The following is a 24060-nucleotide window of genomic DNA, read 5'->3' as shown; positions in this document are numbered from 1 at the left end:
GATGGCGCACATTCTGGTCATAGATGATGAAGCGGCGATCCGTCGCTTTCTGCGGATCAGCCTGATTGCCGAGGGGCATCAGGTGAGTGAGGCGGTGGGGGTCAATGAAGGGCTGGAGCAGTATCGCCACCTCAACCCCGATCTGGTGATCCTCGATCTCGGTCTGCCGGATGGCGATGGCATTCAGGTGTTGCAGGCCATTCGCGAACACCACCCCAATCCTGTGCTGGTGCTGTCGGCCCGTGATTCGGAGCAGGAGAAGGTGCGCTTGCTGGATGCCGGTGCCAACGACTACATGAGCAAGCCGTTTGGCATCGGCGAGATGATGGCCCGCATTCGCGTGCTCTTGCGCCAGCGGGCTGGTGTCAGCAGTGGCGAACGGCGCCACTTCCCCCAATGCGGCCTGACGCTCGATATCAGCAGCCACAAGGTGACCATGAAGGAGGAGGAGATCCCCCTCTCCCGCAAGGAGTTCGCCCTGCTGCAGGCGCTGGTGTGCCACCCCGGCAAGCTGGTGATGCAGACCCAGCTGCTCAATGACATCTGGGGGCCGAGCCACAAGGAAGACACCCACTACCTGCGCATCGTCATCGCCAGCCTGCGCAAAAAGCTGGGGGATAACCCCCAGCAACCGACGCTTATCGAGACCGAATCCGGTATCGGCTACCGTTTTATCGGCAACTGATGTTTCACGTGGAACGACGCCCACTGCAAATCAGCGCCAATAGACCGCAGCCACTCAGCAACAGGCCGAGATCCTGCAATCCGGCCGCTACCGCCAACCCCAGACTGAGCAGCAGGTAGTAGCCAAGCCCGAACAGGGCGCCAGCGCTGCCTGCCACCTCGCGATAGGCCAGCAGCGCCTGACTCAGCACATTGGGGATCGCCAGCCCAAAAGCGATGACTACACCCATCATGGGCAACAGGAACCAGAGGCTGGCCTGAGTCGCCCAGACCAGCAGCCCGGCGACCAACGCCAGAGCGCAAGCCAACCTGACCAGAGAGGACGGCAGCCACCCCCTCCCCAGCAGATGCTTGTTGAGCAGGCTGCCGAGCAGAGTCGCCAGCGCCAGCAAGATCCCCGAATAGCCAAACTCGCCGGTGCTCAATCCCAATCCGGCAAACAGGAATGGGGCCAGACTGTAGTAGCCAAACAGCATGGTGTTGAACAGGGCGACCAGCATGGCACTGCGCCAGAGTCCGCCATCCTTCATCATCCGGCACGCCAGCGGCCAGAGTGCGACTCGCTGGGTAGTAACCGGGCGGGTTTCCGGCAGCTGCCAGCAGGTCACCAGCAGCAAACCTACCGCCAGGACCAGCAGACCGCTGAACACTCCGAGATAGCCGAACCCGCTCGCCAGCTGGCCACCACTGAGCAGCCCCAGCACTGGGCTCAGTGAGAGCGCAATGCCCATCACCGAGAAGACCCGCGCCAGATCGCTGCCCTGATAGCTATCGCGCAGCATGGTCTGGGTCACCACGGAGCCCACCGCAGCGCCAAAGGCCGAGATAACCCGGGCCAGCAGCAGGGTTTCAAACTGATTGGCCAGCAGCGCCAGCAGGGTGCCTACACCATAGGTGAGCAGACCGGCCAGCATGGCGGGACGCCGCCCAATCAGATCGCAGAGCCGTCCCCAGCAGACCACGCCCACCGCAAACGCCAGAAAATAGACCGACAGAGTCTGGGATGCCTGCCCCTCGCTCACCCGAAACTGGGTGGCGATGTGGGTCAGGACCGGGCTGTAGATGGTCTCCACAATTTGGGGAAACATCATCAATCCCACCACCAGCCAGAGCGGTGGCAACTTGTTGTTCATGACAAACCTCCTTCACAAGAGGTCGCCATTCTAGAGAGATGCCATTTGTCTGATTACAATAAGTGGGACTATAAACATCAAAAATCGGACATATGGCCTTTATTCTTCCCGATCACCCTTTTGACCCCGACCAGCTGACGGGCAGCGTGATCGGCATCGCCTCCGCTCTTGGCTGGCACGACTCGGGTCTGCATCAACATCAACGCCATCAGCTGTTGTTCGCCCAATCCGGCTGCATGACCATGGAGCTGGAAGGTCGGGTCTGCTTGCTGCCGCCCACCCGCGCCGCCTGGCTGCCAGCGGGCACAGCTCATCGAGTATTGATGCGTGGTGTGGTGGCCTACCGCTCCCTCTACTTCCAGCCGCACCCCGAGTTGCCCGGCACGGTGGAGGTGCTGGCGGTCAATCCGCTGCTGCACGAACTGATCGAGCGGATGGCGCTCTGGCCGTGGGACAAACCGCAAGAGCAGCTGCAACGGACGATTGCACTGTTTATGGAGGAGTTGGGGCTGGCGCCACGGGAGTCGTGGCAGTTGCCGCTACCGACCGATCCCAGACTGGGCGACTGGCTACAGCAGTTGAAACGGGGGAATGCCCTGCCCGATCGGCTCAACCGGCTGGCCGAACGGGTGGGTGCCAGTGACAAGACCATTGGCCGCATCTTTATGCGGGAAACAGGCATGAGCTATCAGGCGTGGCGTCAGCAGTGGCGGCTGTTGCGCGCCATGGAGCTGCTGGCAGAAAGCGAGTCCATCAGCCGGATTGCCGCTGCGCTGGAGTTCTCCAGCGACAGCGCCTTTATCAGCTTCTTCAAACAACATACGGGACAGACGCCCCTGCGCTATCTCAGCTCTCGGGGTGAGTCGCCACAGCCTGGCTCGCTTCCACCACCAGGGTATCCAGCGCCAGCGGCTTGAGATTGTGCAGCGCATCCTGCACCACGGCATGGGATGCCTGTTGCAATTCGCTCTGCACATCCTGCTCCAGCTGGACACTCTCCAGCTCGGGCCGCGGGTTTTCGTTGGCCATCACGTTCAGGCTCAGGGCACTCACAATCAGGGTAGCGATCAGGCTTTTCATCTGGTTTGCTCCGGTATGGTTGAGATGACCAGATAGCTATTCCAATAGTTGTGCCAATCCTCACGCAATTCATAACATGATGATTTCGTTTAAATTAACTATATCTCGATACCAAATTGAGTCGCAAAATGCATCCCGCTCGGTCATTTTTAAACCAACAGTTGGTGCTTTTAACCACGCTTGATTTTTGCACCATGTTCCACGTGGAACGTCCCATCTTTTTGATCGACACCTGCTTTTAAACTGAGCTATGGTGCTACATCTTCGTAACTGACTCTGGATCTGCCACCGAATGGAATTTTCCTTGTTCGGCGAGAAGTTCACTCGCCACGCCGGTATTACCCAACTCATGGATGACCTCAATCAGGGGCTGACCAATCCGGACGCCATCATGCTGGGTGGCGGCAATCCGGCCCCGATCCCCGCCATGCTGGAACGCTTTCAGGCCGAGGCCAAGAGCCTGCTCGACAACGGCGAGCTGGTCAAAGCGATGGCCAACTACGACGGCCCACAGGGCAAAGACAGGTTCACCAAAGCGCTGGCCTCCCTGCTCAGCAAGGAGCTGGGCTGGGATATCTCGGCCCGCAATATCGCCCTGACCAACGGCAGTCAGAATGCCTTCTTCTACCTGTTCAACCTGCTGGCTGGCGAATTTGCCGATGGCCGCAAGAAGAAGGTGCTGTTCCCGCTCGCCCCTGAATACATCGGCTATGCCGACTCGGCGCTGACCGACGACTACTTCGTGGCCTACAAACCCACCATCGAGAAGCTGCCCGATGGCCAGTTCAAATACCACGTGGATTTCGAGAGCCTGCAGGTAGGTGACGATATCGGGGTGATCTGCGTCTCCCGCCCGACCAACCCCACCGGCAATGTGCTGACCGACGAAGAGATCGAGCACCTCGATCAGATCGCCCGCGACAAGGGAATTCCGCTGCTGATCGACAACGCCTACGGCGTCCCCTTCCCGGGCATCATCTTCAGCGAAGCCAAGCCATTCTGGAACGCCAACACCATCCTCTGCATGAGCCTCTCCAAGCTCGGCCTGCCAGGCACCCGCTGCGGCATCGTCATTGCCGACGAGAAGATCATCCAGGCCATCACCAACCTGAGCGGCATCATCAATCTGGCGCCGGGCAGTCTGGGGCCCGCCATCACCATCCCGATGATCGAGAGCGGCGATATCATCACCCTCAGCGAGCAAGTAGTAAAACCCTTCTATCAACAGAAGGCGGAGCTGGCGGTACAGCTGCTGCGTGAAGCGATCCCCGACCAGCGCTTCCATATCCACAAGCCGGAAGGCGCCCTCTTCCTCTGGCTCTGGTTTGAAGGCTTACCGCTCCACTGTCAGGAACTGTACGAGCGACTGAAGGCGAAGAACCTGCTGATCGTGCCGGGTCACTACTTCTTTCCCGGCATTGATGACCCCGAGTGGCGTCACAGCCAGGAGTGCATCCGCCTCAACTACTCCCAGAGCGAGGAGCTGGTGCGCCGCGGTATCGCCATTCTGGCCGACGAGATCAACACCCTCTACGCTGGTTAATCCAATCCAGCGATACAAAACAGAAAGGCCTGCAGATGCAGGCCTTTGTTGTTTATCGCGATCCGGTTTGCTTAACCGGGCAGCGCCAGCTGGTCGGGTTTACCGATCGGGATGGCGCGGGGCTTGAGCGCCTCCGGCAGTTCGCGGGCCAGGTCGATGGTCAGCAGACCATGCTCCAGCTTGGCGCCCTGCACTTCCACGTGCTGGCTCAGCTTGAAGGCGAGCTCGAAGTCGCGCTCGGCAATCCCCTGATGGAGGAACTGACGCTCACCAGCCGCAGCCCCTTTGCGCCCCTTCACCTTGAGGGTGCCGTTTTCGGTCTCCAGCTCCAGCTCTTCGCGCTCGAAGCCAGCCACGGCGACCGTGATGCGATAGCCATCCTGATCGCGCTTTTCAATGTTGTACGGGGGGTAAGCTACGGTCTTCTGCTCGAACAGACCTTCCAGCTCACGGGCCATCCGCTCGAAGCCAACGGCGTTGGAATAGAGATGAGAAAAATCGAGGTTACGCATAATCCTATCCTTCTAATAAGCAACAGGTTCAACTCTCCACAGGCCCGTCATCGGCACCCGGGAAATTTTAAAATTTCAGTGAATTCGAGCTATCAGCCGTTGATCTCGATCTTGCGCGGCTTCATCGCCTCGGGCACTTCACGCACCAGTTCGATGTGCAGCAAACCGTTTTTCAGGTCGGCCCCTTTCACCCGCACATAGTCGGCCAACTGGAAGCGGCGCTCGAAACCACGTTCGGCAATCCCCTGATAGAGATAGTTGCGCCCGGTGTCGGCCTGCTTGTTGCCCTTCACAGTCAGCAGATTTTCCTGAAAGCTCAGCTCCAGCTCTTCCTGGGTAAAGCCCGCCACCGCCATGCTGATGCGGTAGTCGTTGTCACCCAGTTGCTCGATGTTGTAGGGGGGATAACCGGCATTGCCATTGCTGGCCGCAGATTCGATGAGATTGGCCAGACGATCGAAACCGATGGCAGAACGATAGAGCGGAGAAAAGTCGATAGAACGCATAGTATTACCCTCTTGTGAGCGATAACGGATTATTTGCCCTCCTTATGGACGGGCGCCTGGTCGAAACCTCTGTCGAGCGTTCCGGCCTTGTTACCTATATAGGGGCTCACTTTTTCCTTTCAAGGGGATTTTTTCAAATTTTTTAAATGGCCGCGCCGACCTGTAGAACATCAACCTGTTGGCCCGATAGTGATGATAATCGACCCGTGGGCCACTGATGGCAACTCGCTCCGTCTCCCATAATTGGTTGCATATCCACCAGCCAACATGGAGCCACCCCATGAAGATTACCCTGGTTCGCAACGCCACCTTGCTGCTCGACTATGCCGGTACCCGCTTTCTGATCGACCCCATGCTCTCTGCCAAGGGGGCCTTCCCCGGCTTTGAGGGCACCGCCAACAGCCATCTGCGCAATCCGCTGGTCGAGCTGCCGCTACCGATCGATGAGCTGGTCGATGTGGACGCCGTTATCGTCACCCACGACCATCCCGACCACTGGGATGACGCCGCCAGAGCCCTGATCCCCAAACATCTGCCGCTCTTGGTACAACATAAAAAAGATGCCGATGCCATTCGTGCCAGTGGCTTTGAGGATGTGCGGCTGCTGAGCGACCAGCCCGAGTTTGCCGGCATTCGCCTGCAGCAGACCGGTGGCCAGCACGGCAGCGACCCGTTGATGGCGGTACTGGGCGAGCGCATGGGAGAGGTATGCGGCGTGGTTTTCTCCCACCCCAATGAACAGAGCCTCTATCTGGCCGGTGATACCATCTGGCATCCCTCGGTCGAACAAGCCCTGCAACAGCATCAACCCGAGGTCATCATCCTCAACTGCGGCGATGCACAGGTGCCCGGACTCGGTTCCATCATCATGGGCAAGGAGGATGTCGCCGCCGTATATCAGGCGGCACCGCAAGCCACGCTGATCGCCAGCCATATGGAGGCGGTCAACCACGCCGTGCTGTCACGCCAGGAGCTGCGCAACTATCTGGCGAAACGGGGCATGACGGATCGGGTACGGGTGCCGCAAGATGGCGAGGCGATATCACTGTGACCCGCAGGGGGGCCATGCCAGACATGGCCCTTCGGCTTTCACAGCCTGACGTTTATGATGAGTGGTCTGCGCGCAGAGAGGAGCCAACATAATGCCCACCCCGATCGTTGCCGTGGTGACCTTCGATCACTTCAGTCCTTTTCACTGCGCCGTCCCCTGCCTCATCTTCGGCGACATCCTGCCGGGCCAGCCGCTGTTCGAGCTCATGATCTGCTGCGGTGATGGCAACCCTCATTCACGCTCGGCGCAAGGCTTCACCATTCAGGCTCCCCATGGGCTGGAGGTGCTGGCCGAGGCGGAGATCATCGTCATTCCCTTCTGGCACGACCCGGCAGCACGACCACCAGCACAGCTGCTCAATGCTCTGATTGCCGCCAGAGCCAGAGGTGCCCGGCTGGTCGGGCTCTGTCTCGGCACCTATGTGCTCGCCTACGCCGGGCTGCTCAATGGTCGCAAGGCATCGACCCACTGGGAGTATGAGCAGGATTTCTGCCACCGCTTTCCCTGCGTGCAGCTCGATACCAACGCCCTCTATGTGGATGACGAAGGGCTGGTCACCTCGGCAGGCACCGCCGCCGGGCTGGACTGCTGCCTCTATCTGGTACGCCAGTACCACGGCTCGGCCATCGCCAACAAAGTGGCGCGGCGGCTGGTGATCCCGCCTCACCGGGAAGGGGGTCAGGCCCAGTTTATCGAGCAGCCGGTGCCCACCTCCACCCGCGATGTCCGGATGAACCAGTTGCTCGATCACCTGCGTGCCCATCTGGCCGAACCCCACACCCTGGATTCTCTGGCGGCCCATACCCTGATGAGCCGCCGCACCTTTACCCGCCGTTTTCATCAGGCTACCGGCCTCTCGGTGGGTGAATGGCTGCTGGCGGAGCGGCTCAGGCGCAGTCAGGAGTTGCTGGAGGTAAGCGGTCATTCTATCGACCGCATTGCCGAGCTGGTTGGCTTCAAGAGTGCCACCTCCCTGCGCAACCACTTCCGCGCCCGCTTTTCCATCTCCCCCAGCGAGTGGCGACGATCTTTTCGCGGCTAAAACCCCTGATACCAAAGCACGATGTTTCACGTGGAACGTGCAACTTCTTCCGCCCAAAAACAAAAAGCCGCTCACAGGGAGCGGCTTTTGTATATCGAGCTGACAGCATCGATTAGACGTCGAGGTTGGCTACGCGCAGGGCGTTGGTCTCGATAAAGTCGCGACGGGGCTCAACGGCATCACCCATCAGGGTGGAAAAGAGCTGGTCAGCGCCGACGGCGTCGTCGATGGTGACGCGCAGCATGCGGCGGGCTTCCGGATCCATGGTGGTTTCCCACAGCTGGTCCGGGTTCATCTCACCCAGCCCTTTATAGCGCTGGATGTAGATGCCGCGCTTGCCTTCGCCCATCAGCCACTCGACGGCTTCCACGAAGTTGGCAACCGGTTTGACCTTCTCGCCACGCTTGATGAAACCACCTTCCTCGATCAGGTTGGCGATCTCCTTGCCCAGCGAAACCAGCTGACGGTACTCACCAGATTGCAGGAAGTCGTAGCTGAGCGGATATTCGCGGTCGACACCGTGCTGACGTACCACGGCGTGCGGCACGTACAGGCTGCGCTCTTCGTCACGACGAACCTGGATCTGGTACTGGATACCGTGGTTGCTCTCGTTGAGCACGGCTTCCATCCCCTGACACCAGACCAGCAGATCGCTCTCGCTGTTCAGCAGCGCTTCGTTCAACTCCGGCTGATAGATCAGCTGGGTCAGCACGGCTTCCGGCGCACGACGAGACATGCGGGTGATCAGGTGACTCACCGAGCGGTGCTGGTTGACCAGGCGCTCCAATGCTTCGCCACCGATAGCCGGAGCAGACTCGTTGACGTGCAGGGTCGCACCATCCAGCGCCATGGCGGTCTGGTACTGCAGCAGCGCGTCTTCGTCTTTCAGATACTGCTCCTGCTTGCCCTTCTTCACTTTGTAGAGCGGCGGCTGGGCGATGTAGACGTAGCCACGTTCGATGATTTCCGGCATCTGACGATAGAAGAAGGTCAGCAGCAGGGTTCGGATGTGCGCACCATCGACGTCCGCATCGGTCATGATGATGATGTTGTGATAACGCAGCTTGTCCGGGTTGTACTCGTCGCGACCGATACCGCAACCCAGTGCGGTGATCAGGGTGCCCACCTCTTGCGAGGAGATCATCTTGTCGAAACGGGCCTTCTCCACGTTCAGGATCTTGCCCTTGAGCGGCAGGATGGCCTGGTTCTTACGGTTGCGACCCTGCTTGGCGGAACCGCCAGCAGAGTCCCCTTCCACTATGTAGAGTTCGGAAAGAGCCGGGTCTTTTTCCTGACAGTCAGCCAGCTTGCCGGGCAGACCGGCGATATCCAGCGCGCCTTTGCGGCGGGTCAGTTCGCGGGCTTTGCGGGCCGCTTCGCGGGCACGGGCCGCATCGATGATCTTGTTGACCACGATCTTGGCATCGCCCGGGTTTTCCAGCAGGAAGTCAGCCAGCTTCTCACCCATCGCCTGTTCAACGGCGGTCTTCACTTCGGAAGAGACCAGTTTGTCTTTGGTCTGGGATGAGAACTTGGGATCCGGCACCTTGACGGAGATAACGGCAATCAGACCTTCACGCACGTCGTCGCCACTGGCGGCAGACTTGGCCTTCTTGCTGTAGTCCTCTTTGTCCATATAGGAGTTCAGAGTACGGGTCAGCGCGGTACGGAAGCCAACGAGGTGAGTACCACCATCCCGCTGCGGGATGTTGTTGGTGAAGCAGTAGACCCCTTCCTGATAGGCGTCGTTCCACTGCATCGCCACTTCAACGCCGATACCATCCTGCTCGGTGGTGAAATGGAACACCTTCGGGTGGATCGGGGTCTTGTTCTGGTTCAGGTATTCAACAAACGCCTTGATGCCACCCTCGTAGCAGAAATGCGCCTCGCGGCCATCACGCTCGTCTTGCAGACGGATGGAGACACCGGAGTTGAGGAAGGAGAGCTCGCGCAGGCGCTTGGCCAGGATCTCGTAGTGGAACAGGGTATCGCTGAAAATGGCAGGGCTCGGCCAGAAGCGAACTTCAGTACCGGTGCCGGTGCTGTCGCCAATCTGCTTGAGCGGCGCTTGCGGCTCACCCAGATGATAGGTCTGCTCGTAGACGTGGCCGTTACGACGAATGGTCAGCAACAGCTTGTCAGAGAGGGCGTTAACTACCGAGACACCCACGCCATGCAGGCCGCCGGATACCTTGTAGGAGTTGTCATCAAACTTACCGCCAGCGTGCAGCACGGTCATGATGACCTCTGCGGCGGAGCGGCCCTCCTCCTCGTGCATGTCTACCGGGATACCCCGGCCATTGTCACGCACAGAAACAGAACCGTCGGAATGGATCTTGACCAGAATATCGGAGCAGTAGCCAGCGAGCGCCTCGTCAATGGAGTTATCGACGACCTCGAACACCATGTGGTGCAGACCCGAGCCATCATCCGTATCGCCGATATACATCCCCGGGCGCTTGCGGACCGCATCCAGGCCCTTCAGCACCTTGATATTCGAGGAGTCGTAAGTATTTTCACTCATAGCTTACTCTCTGCCTTCTCTAACGTTTCGGAGATTTTACCCTGTTCCACGTGGAACAACTTGCAGTCATTCGCATCCATCATGTCTGCGAGCTGACCGGTGTCGATGGCGGTGATAAACACCTGGGACGCACACTGCTTTAGCCTTGCGGCCAGCAAGCGGCGCTTGTCGACATCCAGTTCAGAGGCAAAATCGTCAATTAAAAAAATACAGCCACGGCTGCTATGTTGATTCAAATAGAGCCCTTGGGCCAACCGCATGGCGCAGACCAGCAACTTCAGCTGACCCCGGGACAAAATATCCTGAGCGGGCACCCCGTTCGCCTTGAGGCGCACATCGGCTTTTTGTGGACCGACACCGGTATAGCCCAGCGCCCGATCCCGCTCAAACCCCGCCTCCAGCAGATCGCCGAGGGGAGTGTCTTTCTCCCAGCCCCGGTAAAAGCCGAGACTGATATCGAATTCCGGCAGAAAATCCGCCGTCATCTCCTTGATCAAGGGCGTAATGGCCTGACAATAACTGGCGCGAAACTCGGCCAGCTCACCACCCAGCCGCACCAGCTCCTGATCCCAGAACGCCAGCTGGCGGTACTGGGTGCTCTGGCGCAGCAGCGCATTGCGCTGTTTCAGCAGCCGCCGCACTCGCCCCCACAGGGCAAAGAAGGTCGGCTCCTGATGGAAAACACCCCAATCGAGCCAGGCGCGGCGAGCCTGAGGCCCGCCAGTCAGCAGGTTGAAGCCATCGGGATGGATCAACTGCACCGGCAACAGCTCCACCAAATCAGCAAGCCGCTGGGCCTGCGCCCCGGCAATCTTGAGCTGGGTCTCGCCACTCTTGTCTTTGGCAAGACCGATCGGAACCTGACGCCCCTCCAGCTCGCACTGGGCAAACAGGGTAAATGCCCTCTCCCCCTGGCGGATGACCCGCCCGGTCAAATGAGTGCGAAAGGAGCGCCCCAGACCAAGGTAGTGAATGGCTTCCAGTACGCTGGTCTTGCCGCTGCCATTGCACCCGACCAGAATGTTGAGGCCGGGCGACAGCTTGAGACTGGCTTGCTGGATATTGCGAAAGTCGCTGAGCTGGAGTTTGACCAGGGACACGACTAGATCCGCATCGGCATCACCACGTACTGAGCATCCTGATGTTCAAAATCCTCAATAATGGCACTGCTGATGGAATCGCTCAGGCTAATCCGAATTTGGTCACATTTTAACGTATTCAGCACGTCGAGCACATAAGAGACGTTAAAGCCGATCTCCATCTCGCCAGCGGCATATTGTACGTCAAGCAGCTCTTCGGCTTCTTCCTGTTCCGGGTTGTTGGCGGTGATGCGCAGCAGGTTTTCCTGCAGATTGAGACGCACCCCACGGAATTTCTCGTTGGAGAGGATGGCGGCACGGGCAAACGCCTGACGCAGATCCTCACGGCCGGCGATCAGGGCCTTGTCGCTGTTGCGCGGAATGACGCGGCGCCAGTCCGGGAAGCGGCCATCCACCAGCTTGGAGGTGAAGATGAAGCCGTCCAGCGCAGCACGCAGGTTGCTGCGACCGATCTGCAGCCGCACCGGCTTGTCTTCCGCCTCCAGCAGACGCACCAGCTCCAGTACCCCTTTGCGCGGCAGGATAACCTGATGATCGGGCAGCGATTCCCCTACTACCTCGCGGCGGCAGGTGGCCAGACGGTGACCGTCGGTCGCCACGGTGCGCAGACCGTGACCTTCGCTCTCGAACAGCATACCGTTCAGGTAGTAACGAACATCCTGGCTGGCCATGGAGAACTGGGTCGCATCGATCAGCTTCTTCAGCTCCAGCTGGCTGATATCGAACTCGAGCACAGATTCCCAATCCTCGATGTTCGGATACTCGGTCGCCGGCAGGGTCGAGAGGTTGAAGCGGGAGCGACCGGACCGGATGATCAGGCGCTCGCCTTCGGTATTGAGACGGATCTCGGCGCCTTCCGGCAGACCACGGCAGATATCCAGCAGCTTGCGCGCCGGTACTGTGGTGCGGCCATCTTCGCTGGCCCCGTTCAGATAGACCTGACCGATCATCTCTACTTCGAGATCGGTACCGGTCAGTGACAGCAGACCGTTGCTGACATCAAGCAGCACGTTGCCGAGGATCGGCAGGGTCGGTCGGCCGCCGAGGGCGCCGGACACCAGTTGCAGAGGACGTAACAGGGCCTCACGGCTAATTTCGAGCTGCATCTGTGCTCTCCGTTGTGATTAGGAGGAAAAGATTCGGATCAGGTTGGAATATTCGCGCTGCATCTGTCCACTCGATTCCGTTATCAGGAAGAAAGGGTACGGATCAGGTTGGAATAGTCCTCCTTGATGTCGTGACTCTCCTCCTTCAGCTGCTCGATCTTGCGGCAGGCATGAAGAACGGTAGTGTGGTCACGGCCACCAAAGGCATCACCTATCTCCGGCAAACTGTGGTTGGTCAGCTCCTTGGCCAGTGCCATCGCCAGTTGGCGCGGACGGGCAACAGAGCGGGAACGACGCTTGGAGAGCAGATCCGCCAGCTTGATCTTGTAGTACTCCGCCACCGTCTTCTGGATATTGTCGATGGTGACCAGCTTCTCCTGCAGTGCCAACAGGTCGCGCAGCGCTTCGCGCACGAAATCGATGTTGATGGCACGGCCGGTGAAGTTGGCGTTGGCGATCACCCGGTTGAGGGCGCCTTCCAGTTCACGGACGTTGGATCGCAGACGTTTGGCAATGAAGAAGGCCACTTCGTCCGGCAGATGGATCTGGTTCTCGTCTGCCTTGCGCATCAGGATCGCGACGCGGGTCTCCAGCTCCGGCGGTTCGATCGCCACGGTCAGGCCCCAGCCGAAGCGGGACTTGAGGCGATCCTCGACACCGTTGATCTCCTTCGGATAGCGATCCGAGGTCAGGATGATCTGCTGGTTACCTTCCAGCAAGGCATTGAAGGTATGGAAGAACTCCTCCTGGGAGCGCTCCTTGTTGGCGAAAAACTGGATGTCATCGATGAGCAGGGCATCGACGCTGCGGTAGTAACGCTTGAACTCTTCAATGGCGTTGTTTTGCAGCGCTTTCACCATGTCCTGAACAAACCGCTCGGAGTGCATATAGATGACTTTGGCATCTTTTTTACTCTCCTTGATGGCATTGCCAACGGCGTGCAGCAGGTGGGTTTTACCCAAGCCGGTGCCGCCATAGAGGAACAGCGGGTTGTAAGCACCACCCGGATTGTCCGCTACCTGACGGGCAGCCGCACGCGCCAACTGGTTGGACTTACCCTCGACGAAATTCTCGAAGGTATAGTTCACGTTGGTGTTGCTCTTGTGGTTCGGCTCGGGCTTGGCTTCAGCCTTGCTTTCCCAGCTCTTCTGCAAGTTATTCACAGGCGCGGCACCCTGTACCGGCGCTCTGGCGACAGCAACAGGATGGGGACGATTACCTATATCAAAACGCAGGGCGGGGCCGTCGACCCCGCAGAGTTCGTTGATGATGCCGTTAACCCGGATGAGATACTTGTCTCGTACCCAGTCCAGAACAAAGCGATTCGGTGCATACAGGGTCAGAGTATTGTCACTCAACTCCGCTTGAAGCGGCCGGATCCACATGCTGAATTCTGCCGAGGGCAACTCATCTTGCAGCCGGTTAAGGCACTGCTGCCATAGCGAAGCAGTCACTCTAAACTCCTGTCGATTGATTAACTAAAGACCGGCTATTCTACGTTTTTAGCCGCCGGATCTCCAGCCATCGCCCGGTGGATCCAGCAAATAAGATCCTTGACTTTCAAGGATCCAGCGCCTTTGGATCGGATTTCATCCCCAAAGTTACCCACAGCTTGATCCACCGTCCGGATTGGTCGATCCCGAGCTTCTCTCCTGTTATTTCATATAACCAAATGTCATTTATTTTTTAAATTTTATTCCAATAACATCAGGGCCAAAGCAGTTATTACAACTACAAATACAAGACATTGAGAGAGAGAAACACCATGAAAACATCCATCAAACTGATTTCCGGCGCAGCCATCCTGCTCGCCACCCTGTCCGGTCAGGCCATCGCCCAGGAGACCATCAAGGTCGGCATGTCTGGCAAATATTTCCCGTTCACTTTCGTCAAGCAGGACAAGCTGCAGGGCTTTGAAGTGGATATGTGGAACCAGATCGGCGAGCGCACCGGCTACAAGGTCGAATTCGTGACCGCCAGCTTCTCCGGCCTGTTCGGCATGCTGGAAACCGGCCGCATCGATACCATCTCCAACCAGATCACCATCACCGACGAGCGCAAGGCGAAGTACGACTTCTCCCAGCCTTACGTCTATGACGGCGCCCAGATTGTAGTACGCAAGGGCAACAGCACCATTCATGGCATCAAGGATCTGGAAGGCAAGAAGGTGGCCGTGAACCTGGGTTCCAACTTTGAAGAGCTGCTGCGCAAGAATGACCCGAACAAGAAGATCGATATCCGCACCTATGACTCCGCCTTCGAGCAGGATGTCGCCCTGGGTCGCATCGATGCCTTCGTGATGGACCGCGTCTCCACCGCCCAGCTGATCAAAGAGTCCAAGCTGCCGCTGCAACAGGCTGGCGCACCGTTCGAGACTATCGAGAACGCCCTGCCCTTCCTGAAGACCCCGGAGAAACAGGCGCTGCTGAAGAAGGTCGACGAGGCCCTGACCGCCATGCGCAAGGATGGCTCCCTGCGTCAGATCTCCGAGAAATGGTTCGCTTCCGACATCACCGACAAATAAATGATGGAATTTGACCTCGAATACACGCTGGGGCTGTTTCCCATCCTGCTCAAATACCTGGGCACCACGATGGAGATGGCCCTGTGGGGATTCGTGCTGGCACTCGTACTCTCGCTGGCCCTGGCGATAGTACGGGTGTTTCGCGTCCCTGCGATTCACTGGCTGGCGATGCTCTATATCTCGTTCTTTCGGGGTACACCGCTACTCGTTCAGCTGTTCCTGCTCTACTACGGACTGCCGCAACTGTTCCCGATCTTCGTGGGAATGGATGCCTTTACCGCCGCCATCGTCGGTCTGACCCTGCACTTCGCCGCCTACATGGCCGAGTCGATCCGCGCAGCCATCCTCGGCATTCACAAAAGCCAGATGGAAGCGGCGCTCAGTATCGGCATGAGCCGTTATCAGGCGATGCAGCGGATCATCCTGCCGCAGGCGGCCCGTATCGCCACCCCGTCGCTGATGAACTACTTCATCGACATGATCAAGAGCACCTCGCTGGCCTTCACGCTGGGAGTGGCCGAGATCATGGGCAAGGCGCAAATGGAAGCCTCCTCCTCCTTCAAGTTCTTCGAGAGCTTTATGGCGGTGGCGCTGATCTACTGGGTAGTGGTGATCTTCTTTACCCGCTTGCAGCATCTGCTGGAAATTCGTCTCAACCGTGCCTATTAAAGGAGGGCGTTCATGATCAAGCTAACCGGCCTCTCCAAGGCATATCACGGCAATCAGGTGCTCAACGGTATCGATCTGGAGGTCAAAAAGGGGGAAATTGTCGTCATCATCGGCCCCTCCGGCACCGGCAAGTCGACTCTGTTGCGCTGCCTGAACCTGCTGGAGACCCCGGATGCGGGCACCCTGGCCATCGACGATCTCGAGCTCAATCTGGCCAAAGCCAGTGAACAGCAGGCGATCGAGCTGCGCAAGCGGGCCTCCTTCGTGTTCCAGAACTACGCCCTTTTTGCCAACAAAACAGCGCTCGACAACATCGCCGAAGGGCTGATCACCGTCTGGAAGCAGCCAAAAGCGGAGGCCCGCGCCACAGCGCTCGGCATCCTCAAGGACATTGGCCTCGCCGACAAGCAGGATGCCTATCCGGCCTCTCTCTCCGGTGGCCAACAACAACGGGTCGGCATTGGCCGCGCCATGGCGGCCCACTCCAAGGTGATCCTGTTTGATGAGCCCACCTCGGCCCTCGATCCCGAGTGGGTCGACGAGGTTTTGGGACTGATGAAAGAGTTGGCCCGCCAGCACCAGACCATGGTGGTGGTGACTCATGAGATTGAATTTGCTCGTGATGTTGCCGATCGGGTGATCTTCATGGAAGGAGGGCGGATCGTCGAGCAGGGCCCGCCGGATCAGATATTGGTCGATCCCAAGGATCCCCGTACCCGGGAGTTCTTGCGGAAAGTCCTTAAATAGCTCTCTCTTTGGCGGCCTGGCCGCCTTTTTTATTGAGGGATCCCTTGTTTAACCCCGGGTTGCCAGTATAATCCGGAGCCCTTGATCCTCTGGATCCTCACGCTCGGCAGTGGCCTTTTCAAGACCATGGCAGGATGAGAGGGAACGGCGGATTGACTAAAAGCCGAACTCTGTTTAGAATTCGGCCTCTTTTGCTAGTCGTCACACGCTATAGCTGGCGCGTCGGCTAAGTGTGACAATCAAAACTGTACAGAAATACGGAATCGAATCATGAAACGTACTTTTCAACCGTCCAACCTGAAGCGCAAGCGCTCTCACGGTTTCCGCGCCCGCATGGCAACTGCCAACGGTCGTAAAGTTCTGGCCGCTCGTCGTGCCAAGGGTCGTGCCCGTCTGGTAGTTTAATGCCTACCCAGCACACCTTCTCTCGGGAGTTACGTCTGTTAACTCCCGAACACTTCAAACGCGTTTTCGCCGAGCCTGTCCGGGCTGCTTCCCCGCAAATTACGCTTCTCGCCTGCCCCAATTCACTCGAACACTCTCGTCTTGGTCTCGCTGTGCCCAAAAAAGCACTCAAGCGTGCCGTCTGGCGTAACCGTGTCAAACGGGTGGTCCGGGAAAGTTTCCGCCTCAAACAACATCAGCTGCCCGCTATCGACATCGTGGTGATCGCCAAGGCCGGTGTGAAAGAGATGGATAACGAGGAACTGTTCAAGTTACTGGAAAAGCTATGGCGCACTCTGTCACGCCGTTGCAATGGGTAGCTATCAAACTGATACGCCTGTATCAGCTAATCATTAGCCCTCTGCTCGGGCCGCGCTGCCGTTTTACTCCAACTTGTTCCCAATTTGCGATAGAAGCCATCCGACTTCACGGTTTCATAAAAGGCGTTTGGTTAGCTAGCAAACGTCTATTAAAATGCCATCCCTTATCCGAGGGTGGTTATGACCCGGTTCCGCAACCAAAGCGAAGAAACTGAAGACTATGGAATCACAACGCAATCTACTCCTGATCGGTTTGCTGTTCGTGAGCTTTCTGCTCTGGCAACAGTGGGAGTCCGACAAGGCTCCGAAGCCGGCCCCGACTACCGTGGCCCAAACCGAACATTTCGTACCTGAAGCCGGTCAGACCGGTGATATTCCTCAGGTTTCCGAGCAAGCCAACGCGACTGCCGCACGCAAGCTGATCACCGTCTCCTCTGACGTGCTCAAGCTGACCCTGGATACCCAGGGTGGTGACGTCGTGTCTGCTGAACTGCTGTCTCACAAACTGGAAGAGGGCAAGGACCAACCGTTCGTGCTGCTGACCAGCAAGCCTGAGCACCTCTATATCGCCCAGAGCGGTCTGGTGGGTCGCAACGGTCCGGACAGTCAGGCCGAAGGTCGTCCTACCTATGAAGCCGCCCAGACCAGCTATCAGCTGGCCGATGGTCAGGATCAAGTCGTCGTTCCGATGACCTGGACCGACAGCAAGGGCGTGGTCTTCACCAAGGAGTTCATCCTCAAGCGTGGCGACTATGCCGTTGGCGTTGATTACAAGATCGACAACAAATCTGCCGAGCCGGTTCAGGTGCAGTTCTATGGTCAGCTGAAACAGACCGTAGCAACGCCGAAGGATCAGGAAGGTCATGCCATGGTAGCCAGCGCTTACCGTGGTGGTGCCTTCTCCACTGAAGATACCCGCTACAAGAAGTACACCTTCGACGAGATGAAGGATGCCGACCTGAACAAGACCACCAAGGGTGGTTGGGTCGCCATGCTGCAACACTACTTCGTCTCTGCCTGGGCACCGAATGCCGACGATACCAACAGCTTCTACAGCCGCGTGATCCCTGGTAAAGGCCAGGCCATCATCGGTTACAAGGCGCCGCTGGTTGACGTGGCTGCCGGCCAACAGGCTGAAGTGACCAGCAAGCTGTGGGTTGGTCCCAAGCTGCAAGACCAGATGGCCAAGGTGGCTAACCACCTCGACCTGACCGTCGACTACGGCTGGCTGTGGTTCATCGCCCAACCGCTGCACTGGCTGCTGACAGTGTTCCACGGTTTCGTCCAGAACTGGGGTCTGGCCATCATCATGCTGACCCTGCTGGTGCGCGGCATCATGTTCCCGCTGACCAAGGCCCAGTACACCTCCATGGCCAAGATGCGCATGCTGCAACCCAAGATTGCGGCCCTGCGCGAGCGCTTCGGCGATGACCGCCAGAAGATGTCTCAGGGCATGATGGAGCTGTACAAGAAGGAAAAGGTCAACCCGCTGGGTGGCTGCCTGCCGATCCTGGTTCAGATGCCGATCTTCATCGCCCTTTACTGGGCACTGATGGAGTCCGTTGAACTGCGTCACGCGCCGTTTGCCCTGTGGATCACTGACCTGTCAGTGAAGGATCCCTTCTTCGTTCTGCCAATCCTCATGGGTGCCTCCATGTGGTATCTGCAGAAGATGAGCCCGACCACCGTAACCGACCCGATGCAGCAGAAAGTGATGCAGTTCATGCCGATCATCTTCACTTTCATGTTCCTCTGGTTCCCGGCTGGCCTGACTCTCTACTGGCTGGTGAGCAACGTCATCTCCATCATCCAGCAGACCATCATCTATCGTCAGCTGGAGAAGAAAGGACTGCATTCACGCAGCTAATCTTCCCGTGATGACAAAAGAGGCGGCCTTCGGGCCGCCTTTTTTATTACAATGTCTCCCACTACGTTTTCCTATCAGCGAACAAACGAGCCAAGCAAGATGATAACAGATACGATCGTGGCCCAGGCCACCGCGCCAGGCCGTGGTGGCGTCGGCATAGTCCGGGTCTCCGGCCCCGCCGCCGAACAGGTCGCCGGGATAGTGCTCGGCAAGCTCCCGCGGGTGCGCTACGCCGAATATCTGCCGTTCAGGGATGAGCAAGGCCAGGTACTGGATCAGGGCATCGCCCTGCTGTTCAAAGCCCCCAACAGCTTCACCGGCGAGGATGTGCTGGAGCTGCAGGGCCACGGCGGCCCCGTCATCATGGACATGCTGATCCGCCGCATTCTGAAAATCGACGGCATTCGTCCTGCCCGCCCCGGCGAGTTCAGCGAGCGCGCCTTCATCAACGATAAGCTGGATCTGGCCCAAGCCGAAGCTATCGCTGACCTTATCGAAGCCTCCAGCGAACAGGCCGCCCGCAGCGCCATGCACTCCCTGCAGGGGCAGTTCTCCAGCAAAATCCAGCAACTGGTGGAGAGCCTGATCCGGCTGCGCATCTATGTGGAAGCGGCCATCGACTTCCCGGACGAGGAGATCGACTTCCTCTCCGACGGCAAGGTGGCGGGCGACCTCTACGCCATCATGTCCGAGCTGGACGATGTCCGCGGGGAAGCCAAACAGGGCGCTCTGCTGCGGGAAGGGATGAAGGTGGTGATCGCCGGTCGTCCCAACGCCGGCAAATCGAGCCTGCTCAACGCTCTGGCGGGCCGTGAGTCGGCCATCGTCACCGAGATTGCCGGCACCACCCGCGACGTGCTGCGCGAACACATCCATCTCGATGGCATGCCGCTGCACATCATCGACACCGCCGGTCTGCGCGACACTCAGGACAAGGTGGAGCAGATCGGTATCGAACGCGCCTGGGCCGAGATTGAACAGGCCGATCGGGTGCTGTTTATGGTGGATGGCACCACCACAGATGCGGTTGACCCGCGGGAGATCTGGCCGGAATTTGTTGATCGGTTGCCAAAAAACATCGGCCTCACCGTCATTCGCAACAAGGCCGATCTGACAGGCGAGGATCTGGCTCCGAGTCAGGAGCTGGGCCACGCCGTCTACCGCATCTCCGCCAAGACCGAGCTGGGACTGCCTGCCCTGCGCGAGCACCTGAAAGCCTGCATGGGCTTCCAGGGCAACACCGAAGGGGGCTTTATGGCCCGTCGCCGCCATCTGGATGCGCTGGAGCGTGCTGCCGAGCGGCTGCTGGTGGCCAAAGAGCAGCTGGAAGTGTTCGTGGCTGGCGAGCTGGTGGCCGAAGAGTTGCGCCTGGCGCAGGAGTCCCTCTCCGAGATCACCGGTGAATTCAGCTCCGACGATCTGCTGGGTCGTATCTTCTCCAGCTTCTGCATCGGCAAGTAACGCCGCACGACAGACAATAAAAAGCCCGGGTTCATCCCGGGCTTTTTATTGTCTATTTTTTTGTCCACAAACTTAGAGGCGGCGCAGACACCACATGAAGTAAGCGCCCCCTAACAAGGTGGATACCAGCCCAACCGGCACCTCCTGCGGGAAGAGGATCTGCTGACCGACCCAGTCCGCCGAGACCATCAACAGGGCGCCGGAAGCGGCGGCCCCAAGCAGGTGCCAGCGTGCCCGCACCAACCCCATCAGCTTGGCCATATGTGGTGCCAGCAGACCAACGAAGGAAAGCGGCCCCACCACCAGGGTGGCGCTGGCAGTGAGCACGGCCACCAGCAGCAGGATGGCGAGCTGGGCACGGTTGAGGCGAATGCCCAGCGCGGTCGCCACCGCACTCCCCATTGGCAGCAGATCGAGCCAGCGGCTGACAAGCAGGCAGGCGGCCAGCATCAACAGCGCCAGCCCCACCAGCCCATAGGCCACCGGCAGGGTGACGTAATAGGTAGAACCGGACATCCAGGAGAGCAGTTGCTGCACCCGCAGGTCACCGTTGGCCAACGCGATGGCCTGCAGCGGCTCAAACAACGCCGTGATGGCGATACCTGAGAGCAGGATCCGCTCCGGCTGGAAGCCGTGCTTGCAATTAACCACCACCAGCAGCAAGAGACAAACGAAGGCACCGAGCAGGCCACCGACCAGCATCAGCGGCAGGGGCAATGCAGGCAGCAACAACGCCGTCGCTATCACCCCCATAAAGGTGCCGCCGCTCACCCCCAGCAGCTCCGGGCTCGCCATCGGGTTGTTGCTGACCCGTTGCAACAGGGTGCCCGCCAGCGCCAGTAGCACGCCAGCCGCCCCCGCCGCCACAGTGCGCGGCAGCCGCCACTCCAGCTGGGCCTGCCAGCGGAGCCAGCTTGGCCAGCTCCAGCCCGTCATTCCCTGCCCAAACAGCAGGGAGGCGACCACGGCCAGCAGCAGCCCGACCAGCAACAGGCCAATAAGGCGAGCCGGAGCCAGATGGCGAGCCACCAGCAGGCCGGCGTTTGCCTTCGGCGTACCCGACTTGATGCCAAGGCGCGGGATCAACCAGAGCAGCAGCGGCGCCCCCAGCAGGGCGGTCATTGCGCCGGTGGGGATCAAGACTGGCCAGAAGCGGCTCAGGCTCTGCAGCAGCAAATCGGTGGCCGCCAGCAGCAGGGCGCCGAGGATCGGTGCCCACAGCAGCCGCTGGCCAAGCTGGCGGATCCCGAGCAGCCGCACCATGGCTGGTGCCGCCAGCCCGATAAAGCCGATCAGCCCCACCACGCTCACCACGCAAGCGGTGACAAACACCGCCAGCCCCAGTCCGGCAAAACGCAGATGCTGCAGGGAGACCCCCAGACTGCGGGCGCTGGCATCATCCAGCTCCAGCACCGCCAGCGGGCGCACCAGTACCGCGGCCAACGCAGCAGCTGCCAGCAGGCGGGGCAACAGGTAACTCACCCCGCTCCAGCTGTTCTGCACTAGCGAGCCACTACCCCACACCAGCAAGCCTTTCAGCTCCTCCTGAAAGAACAGCAAGAGCCCCATGCTGATGGCCGCCAGATAGAGGTTGATCACCAGCCCGGCAAAGACGATGACCACCGGATTGAGCTGGCGACGCCAGGCCAGGGCAAACACCAGTGCCATCGCGAGGCTGCCACCGGCCATGGCGATCCACTCCCGCCCCAACAGCAACCAGGAGGGGGCAAACAGGGTCACCATCATCAACGCCAGTTGGGCACCGGAGGCCACCCCCAAGGTGGTCGGTGACGCGAGCGGGTTGCGCAGCACCTGCTGCATCAGGATGCCCGCCAGCCCGAGCGCCGCCCCGGCCAACAGGGTGACCGCCAAGCGGGGCAACCAGCTGAAATGCACCACTGCTTGGCTGACGTCATCCAGATTGGGGGCGAAGAGGCTCTGCCACCAGAGCGCACCGGGCAGCTGGCGAGCCAGCTCCCAATACGCGAGCGAGAGGGTCAACCCCAGCAGGATCGAGACCGGCCGCAGCAGCGGCGATGTGAGCAGTCGCTTCATCGGCTCGCCTCCATACGCTCGGCATCTTGCAGCAATACATCGCTGAGCAGACCGGCGAAACGGCGGGCTGCCAGTACGCCGCCAAAACTCCAGACCGCAGGCAGATGCAGCACGGGCGCCTGCCTTACCTGCGGCAGATGCTGCCACAGCCCAGGCTCCTGCAGCCGTTCGCTCACCCCGACCGGGATGGGATCGACCACCACCAGCCGCGCGGTTGGCAAGGTCATAAACTGCTCGATGCTGACCACCGAGAAACCCCAGTCATTGGTCTGCTCCTGCCAACCATTACGCAGCCCGAGCCGCGTCACCACCGCATCGAACAGGCTGTGGCGACCAAACACCCGCACATGGCGCTCATCGATAAACTGCACCACCAACAGGGGCGGCAGATCTGCAGGCAATCTGGCCTGCATGCTGGCGAGATCCCGATCCAGCCCGACCAGCAGCCGTTCGCCCTCGGCGGTTTTGCCCACCATACGGGCGAGGGTCAGGGTCACCTCGTGCAGCCGCTGCCACAGATCGGTTTGCCCATCATAAAGGGCAATGGTGCTCACCGGCGCGATGCGGGAAAGAGTTGGCGCCAGCGGGGCCGCCAGCGGCGAGATAAGGATACGATCGGGTTTGAGCTCCGCCAGCAGCTCACGGTTGGGCTGGGTACGCAGGCCGATATCCACCACCCCGGCGGGTAGCCGTGGCTCGCCGACCCATGCCTGATAGGGGCCAGCATCCCCCACCGCCAGCGGTGTCACCCCGAGCGCCAGCAGGGTCTCGGCGATGGTCCAGTCGACGGTGGCGATACGGGGTAGCGGCACAGAAGAGATCGGGGATGTGTCAGCCTGCGCCGCAAGTGGCAGCAGCAGGCTAATAAGGCAGAGTGCCATCTTCTTCAATAAACGGTTCAAGAGAGCCCCCCAGTCAGACGATGGCGATGGGATGAGCATGAGCCGGGTGGCGAATGACCTCCATCGGAATGCCATAGATGGCATGCAGGGTCTCGCTGGTCATGATCCCCTCAGGTTCGCCGTGGGTAAGCAGGCGGCCGGAGTGAAGCGCCACCAGCCGATCGCAGAAGCGGGAGGCCATATTGATGTCGTGAATGACGATGATGACCCCAAGGTTGAGCTGACGGCTCAACTGCTTGACCAGCGTCAGCACCTCCACCTGATGGGCCACATCCAGCGCGGCCAGCGGCTCGTCCAGCAGGATAAAGCGGCTCTCCTGGGCCAGCAGCATCGCCAGCCAGACCCTGCCCCGCTCGCCGCCGGAGAGGGTATCCACCAGCCGATCGGCAAAGCGTTCGGTATGGGTAAGGGCGATGGCCCGATCGACCTGACGGTGATCCTCCGCCCCCATCCGGCCCAGTAAGCCGCGCCAGGGGTAGCGGCCCATCTCCACCAACTCCCGCCCAAGCAGGTTCTCCGCGCTCGGCAAATGCTGGGGCAGATAGGCCACCTGACGGGCAAACTCGCGATTGCCCCAGTCGGGTAGCCGCTTGCCATCGAACAGGATCTCGCCGTCGCTGAGGGGTTGCTGGCGTGCCAGCAGCTTGAGCAGGGTCGATTTGCCCGACCCATTGTGGCCGATGAGGCCATAGACCTGTCCCTGCTCGAAACGCAGGTCGGTGGGGTGCAGCAGCGTGCGGTCATTGACCGTGAAGCTGGCTGATTTCATCTCGAACATAAGCAATTCCTG

24 protein-coding genes are annotated in these 24060 nt (G+C 59.5%); 13 read left to right on the top strand and 11 right to left on the bottom strand.

What is annotated here, in order from left to right; translation table 11 throughout:
- The first annotated feature begins 1 nt into the window (after position 1).
- Positions 2-685 carry a response regulator gene (locus BN1139_RS10045; RefSeq protein WP_005355774.1) on the top strand — a complete coding sequence of 228 codons (684 nt, stop codon included), beginning with the start codon at positions 2-4 and terminating at the stop codon, positions 683-685.
- Positions 686-689: 4 nt separating this feature from the next.
- Here the strand turns inward: BN1139_RS10045 and BN1139_RS10040 are convergent, their stop codons facing one another.
- On the bottom strand, positions 690-1817 hold the full coding sequence (locus BN1139_RS10040; protein ID WP_005355775.1) for a multidrug effflux MFS transporter: 1128 nt from the start codon (positions 1815-1817) through the stop codon (positions 690-692).
- A gap of 92 nt (positions 1818-1909) precedes the next feature.
- Here BN1139_RS10040 and BN1139_RS10035 point away from each other — a divergent pair, with 92 nt between their 5' ends.
- Positions 1910-2734, top strand: coding sequence for an AraC family transcriptional regulator (locus tag BN1139_RS10035; protein WP_005355776.1), 825 nt, complete (start codon positions 1910-1912; stop codon positions 2732-2734).
- Here BN1139_RS10035 and BN1139_RS10030 read toward each other — a convergent pair.
- Positions 2664-2897 carry a hypothetical protein gene (locus BN1139_RS10030; protein WP_005355777.1) on the bottom strand — a complete coding sequence of 78 codons (234 nt, stop codon included), beginning with the start codon at positions 2895-2897 and terminating at the stop codon, positions 2664-2666. The genes BN1139_RS10035 and BN1139_RS10030 overlap by 71 nt on opposite strands.
- 292 nt (positions 2898-3189) lie before the next feature.
- Here BN1139_RS10030 and BN1139_RS10025 point away from each other — a divergent pair, with 292 nt between their 5' ends.
- Positions 3190-4440, top strand: a complete 1251-nt coding sequence (locus tag BN1139_RS10025) for a valine--pyruvate transaminase (protein ID WP_005355778.1) — start codon at positions 3190-3192, stop codon at positions 4438-4440.
- A gap of 71 nt (positions 4441-4511) precedes the next feature.
- Here the strand turns inward: BN1139_RS10025 and BN1139_RS10020 are convergent, their stop codons facing one another.
- Together BN1139_RS10020 and BN1139_RS10015 are read right to left on the bottom strand one after the other, a co-directional pair.
- The gene (locus BN1139_RS10020; protein ID WP_005355779.1) at positions 4512-4952 is read right to left on the bottom strand and encodes an Hsp20 family protein; all 441 of its coding nucleotides are present in this window, start codon (positions 4950-4952) and stop codon (positions 4512-4514) included.
- A 92-nt stretch (positions 4953-5044) separates the two neighbouring features.
- On the bottom strand, positions 5045-5458 hold the full coding sequence (locus BN1139_RS10015; protein ID WP_005339298.1) for an Hsp20 family protein: 414 nt from the start codon (positions 5456-5458) through the stop codon (positions 5045-5047).
- Positions 5459-5738: 280 nt separating this feature from the next.
- On the opposite strand from BN1139_RS10015, the gene BN1139_RS10010 reads away from it, so the two are divergent.
- Together BN1139_RS10010 and BN1139_RS10005 are read left to right on the top strand one after the other, a co-directional pair.
- Positions 5739-6509, top strand: coding sequence for an MBL fold metallo-hydrolase (locus tag BN1139_RS10010; RefSeq protein WP_005355780.1), 771 nt, complete (start codon positions 5739-5741; stop codon positions 6507-6509).
- A gap of 91 nt (positions 6510-6600) precedes the next feature.
- Entirely contained in the window at positions 6601-7551 is a 951-nt protein-coding gene (locus tag BN1139_RS10005; RefSeq protein WP_005355781.1) for a helix-turn-helix domain-containing protein, read from the top strand.
- Between the two features lie 112 nt (positions 7552-7663).
- Here the strand turns inward: BN1139_RS10005 and gyrB are convergent, their stop codons facing one another.
- The 4 genes from gyrB to dnaA all read right to left on the bottom strand — a co-directional run bounded on the left by gyrB (position 7664) and on the right by dnaA (position 13735).
- Positions 7664-10075 (bottom strand): DNA topoisomerase (ATP-hydrolyzing) subunit B, encoded by a 2412-nt coding sequence (gyrB, locus tag BN1139_RS10000; RefSeq protein WP_005355782.1) that lies wholly within the window; start codon positions 10073-10075, stop codon positions 7664-7666.
- A complete protein-coding gene (gene recF, locus BN1139_RS09995) occupies positions 10072-11175 on the bottom strand; it encodes a DNA replication/repair protein RecF (protein ID WP_005355788.1) in 1104 nt (367 codons plus the stop codon). The genes gyrB and recF overlap by 4 nt, the downstream gene beginning before the upstream one ends.
- A gap of 2 nt (positions 11176-11177) precedes the next feature.
- The gene (gene dnaN / locus BN1139_RS09990; RefSeq protein WP_005339306.1) at positions 11178-12281 is read right to left on the bottom strand and encodes a DNA polymerase III subunit beta; all 1104 of its coding nucleotides are present in this window, start codon (positions 12279-12281) and stop codon (positions 11178-11180) included.
- A gap of 83 nt (positions 12282-12364) precedes the next feature.
- Positions 12365-13735, bottom strand: coding sequence for a chromosomal replication initiator protein DnaA (gene dnaA / locus BN1139_RS09985; protein ID WP_005339307.1), 1371 nt, complete (start codon positions 13733-13735; stop codon positions 12365-12367).
- Positions 13736-14046: 311 nt separating this feature from the next.
- On the opposite strand from dnaA, the gene BN1139_RS09980 reads away from it, so the two are divergent.
- The 8 genes from BN1139_RS09980 (at position 14047) to mnmE (ending at position 20313) form a co-directional block, all read left to right on the top strand.
- Entirely contained in the window at positions 14047-14805 is a 759-nt protein-coding gene (locus tag BN1139_RS09980; protein ID WP_005339308.1) for an amino acid ABC transporter substrate-binding protein, read from the top strand.
- The gene (locus BN1139_RS09975; protein ID WP_013724235.1) at positions 14806-15474 is read left to right on the top strand and encodes an amino acid ABC transporter permease; all 669 of its coding nucleotides are present in this window, start codon (positions 14806-14808) and stop codon (positions 15472-15474) included.
- Between the two features lie 12 nt (positions 15475-15486).
- A complete protein-coding gene (locus BN1139_RS09970; RefSeq protein ID WP_005339311.1) occupies positions 15487-16221 on the top strand; it encodes an amino acid ABC transporter ATP-binding protein in 735 nt (244 codons plus the stop codon).
- Positions 16222-16491: 270 nt separating this feature from the next.
- A complete protein-coding gene (gene rpmH / locus BN1139_RS09965) occupies positions 16492-16626 on the top strand; it encodes a 50S ribosomal protein L34 (protein WP_005307156.1) in 135 nt (44 codons plus the stop codon).
- Complete coding sequence (rnpA, locus tag BN1139_RS09960) at positions 16626-16985, top strand: ribonuclease P protein component (protein ID WP_005339313.1); 360 nt, start codon at positions 16626-16628, stop codon at positions 16983-16985. The genes rpmH and rnpA overlap by 1 nt, the downstream gene beginning before the upstream one ends.
- Positions 16952-17200: a membrane protein insertion efficiency factor YidD gene (yidD, locus tag BN1139_RS20985; RefSeq protein ID WP_010672280.1), complete on the top strand. Its 249-nt coding sequence runs from the start codon at positions 16952-16954 to the stop codon at positions 17198-17200. The genes rnpA and yidD overlap by 34 nt, the downstream gene beginning before the upstream one ends.
- 5 nt (positions 17201-17205) lie before the next feature.
- Positions 17206-18852 carry a membrane protein insertase YidC gene (gene yidC, locus BN1139_RS09955; RefSeq protein ID WP_005355794.1) on the top strand — a complete coding sequence of 549 codons (1647 nt, stop codon included), beginning with the start codon at positions 17206-17208 and terminating at the stop codon, positions 18850-18852.
- Positions 18853-18951: 99 nt separating this feature from the next.
- On the top strand, positions 18952-20313 hold the full coding sequence (gene mnmE, locus BN1139_RS09950; protein ID WP_013724233.1) for a tRNA uridine-5-carboxymethylaminomethyl(34) synthesis GTPase MnmE: 1362 nt from the start codon (positions 18952-18954) through the stop codon (positions 20311-20313).
- Between the two features lie 72 nt (positions 20314-20385).
- On the opposite strand, the gene fhuB is transcribed toward mnmE, so the two are convergent.
- The 3 genes from fhuB to BN1139_RS09935 are packed head-to-tail and all read right to left on the bottom strand — an operon-like array spanning position 20386 to position 24048.
- Positions 20386-22368: a Fe(3+)-hydroxamate ABC transporter permease FhuB gene (gene fhuB, locus BN1139_RS09945; protein WP_005355802.1), complete on the bottom strand. Its 1983-nt coding sequence runs from the start codon at positions 22366-22368 to the stop codon at positions 20386-20388.
- Positions 22365-23249: an ABC transporter substrate-binding protein gene (locus tag BN1139_RS09940; RefSeq protein ID WP_013724232.1), complete on the bottom strand. Its 885-nt coding sequence runs from the start codon at positions 23247-23249 to the stop codon at positions 22365-22367. Before BN1139_RS09940 ends, fhuB begins: the two co-directional genes overlap by 4 nt.
- 34 nt (positions 23250-23283) lie before the next feature.
- The gene (locus BN1139_RS09935) at positions 23284-24048 is read right to left on the bottom strand and encodes an ATP-binding cassette domain-containing protein (RefSeq protein ID WP_005355817.1); all 765 of its coding nucleotides are present in this window, start codon (positions 24046-24048) and stop codon (positions 23284-23286) included.
- Positions 24049-24060 lie beyond the last annotated feature (12 nt).

Origin of the sequence: Aeromonas veronii bv. veronii (assembly GCF_000820225.1) — a bacterium.
GTDB lineage: Bacteria > Pseudomonadota > Gammaproteobacteria > Enterobacterales > Aeromonadaceae > Aeromonas > Aeromonas veronii.
Note: the sequence above shows the minus strand (reverse complement) of the source record. Positions and strands in the feature narration are given on the sequence as shown.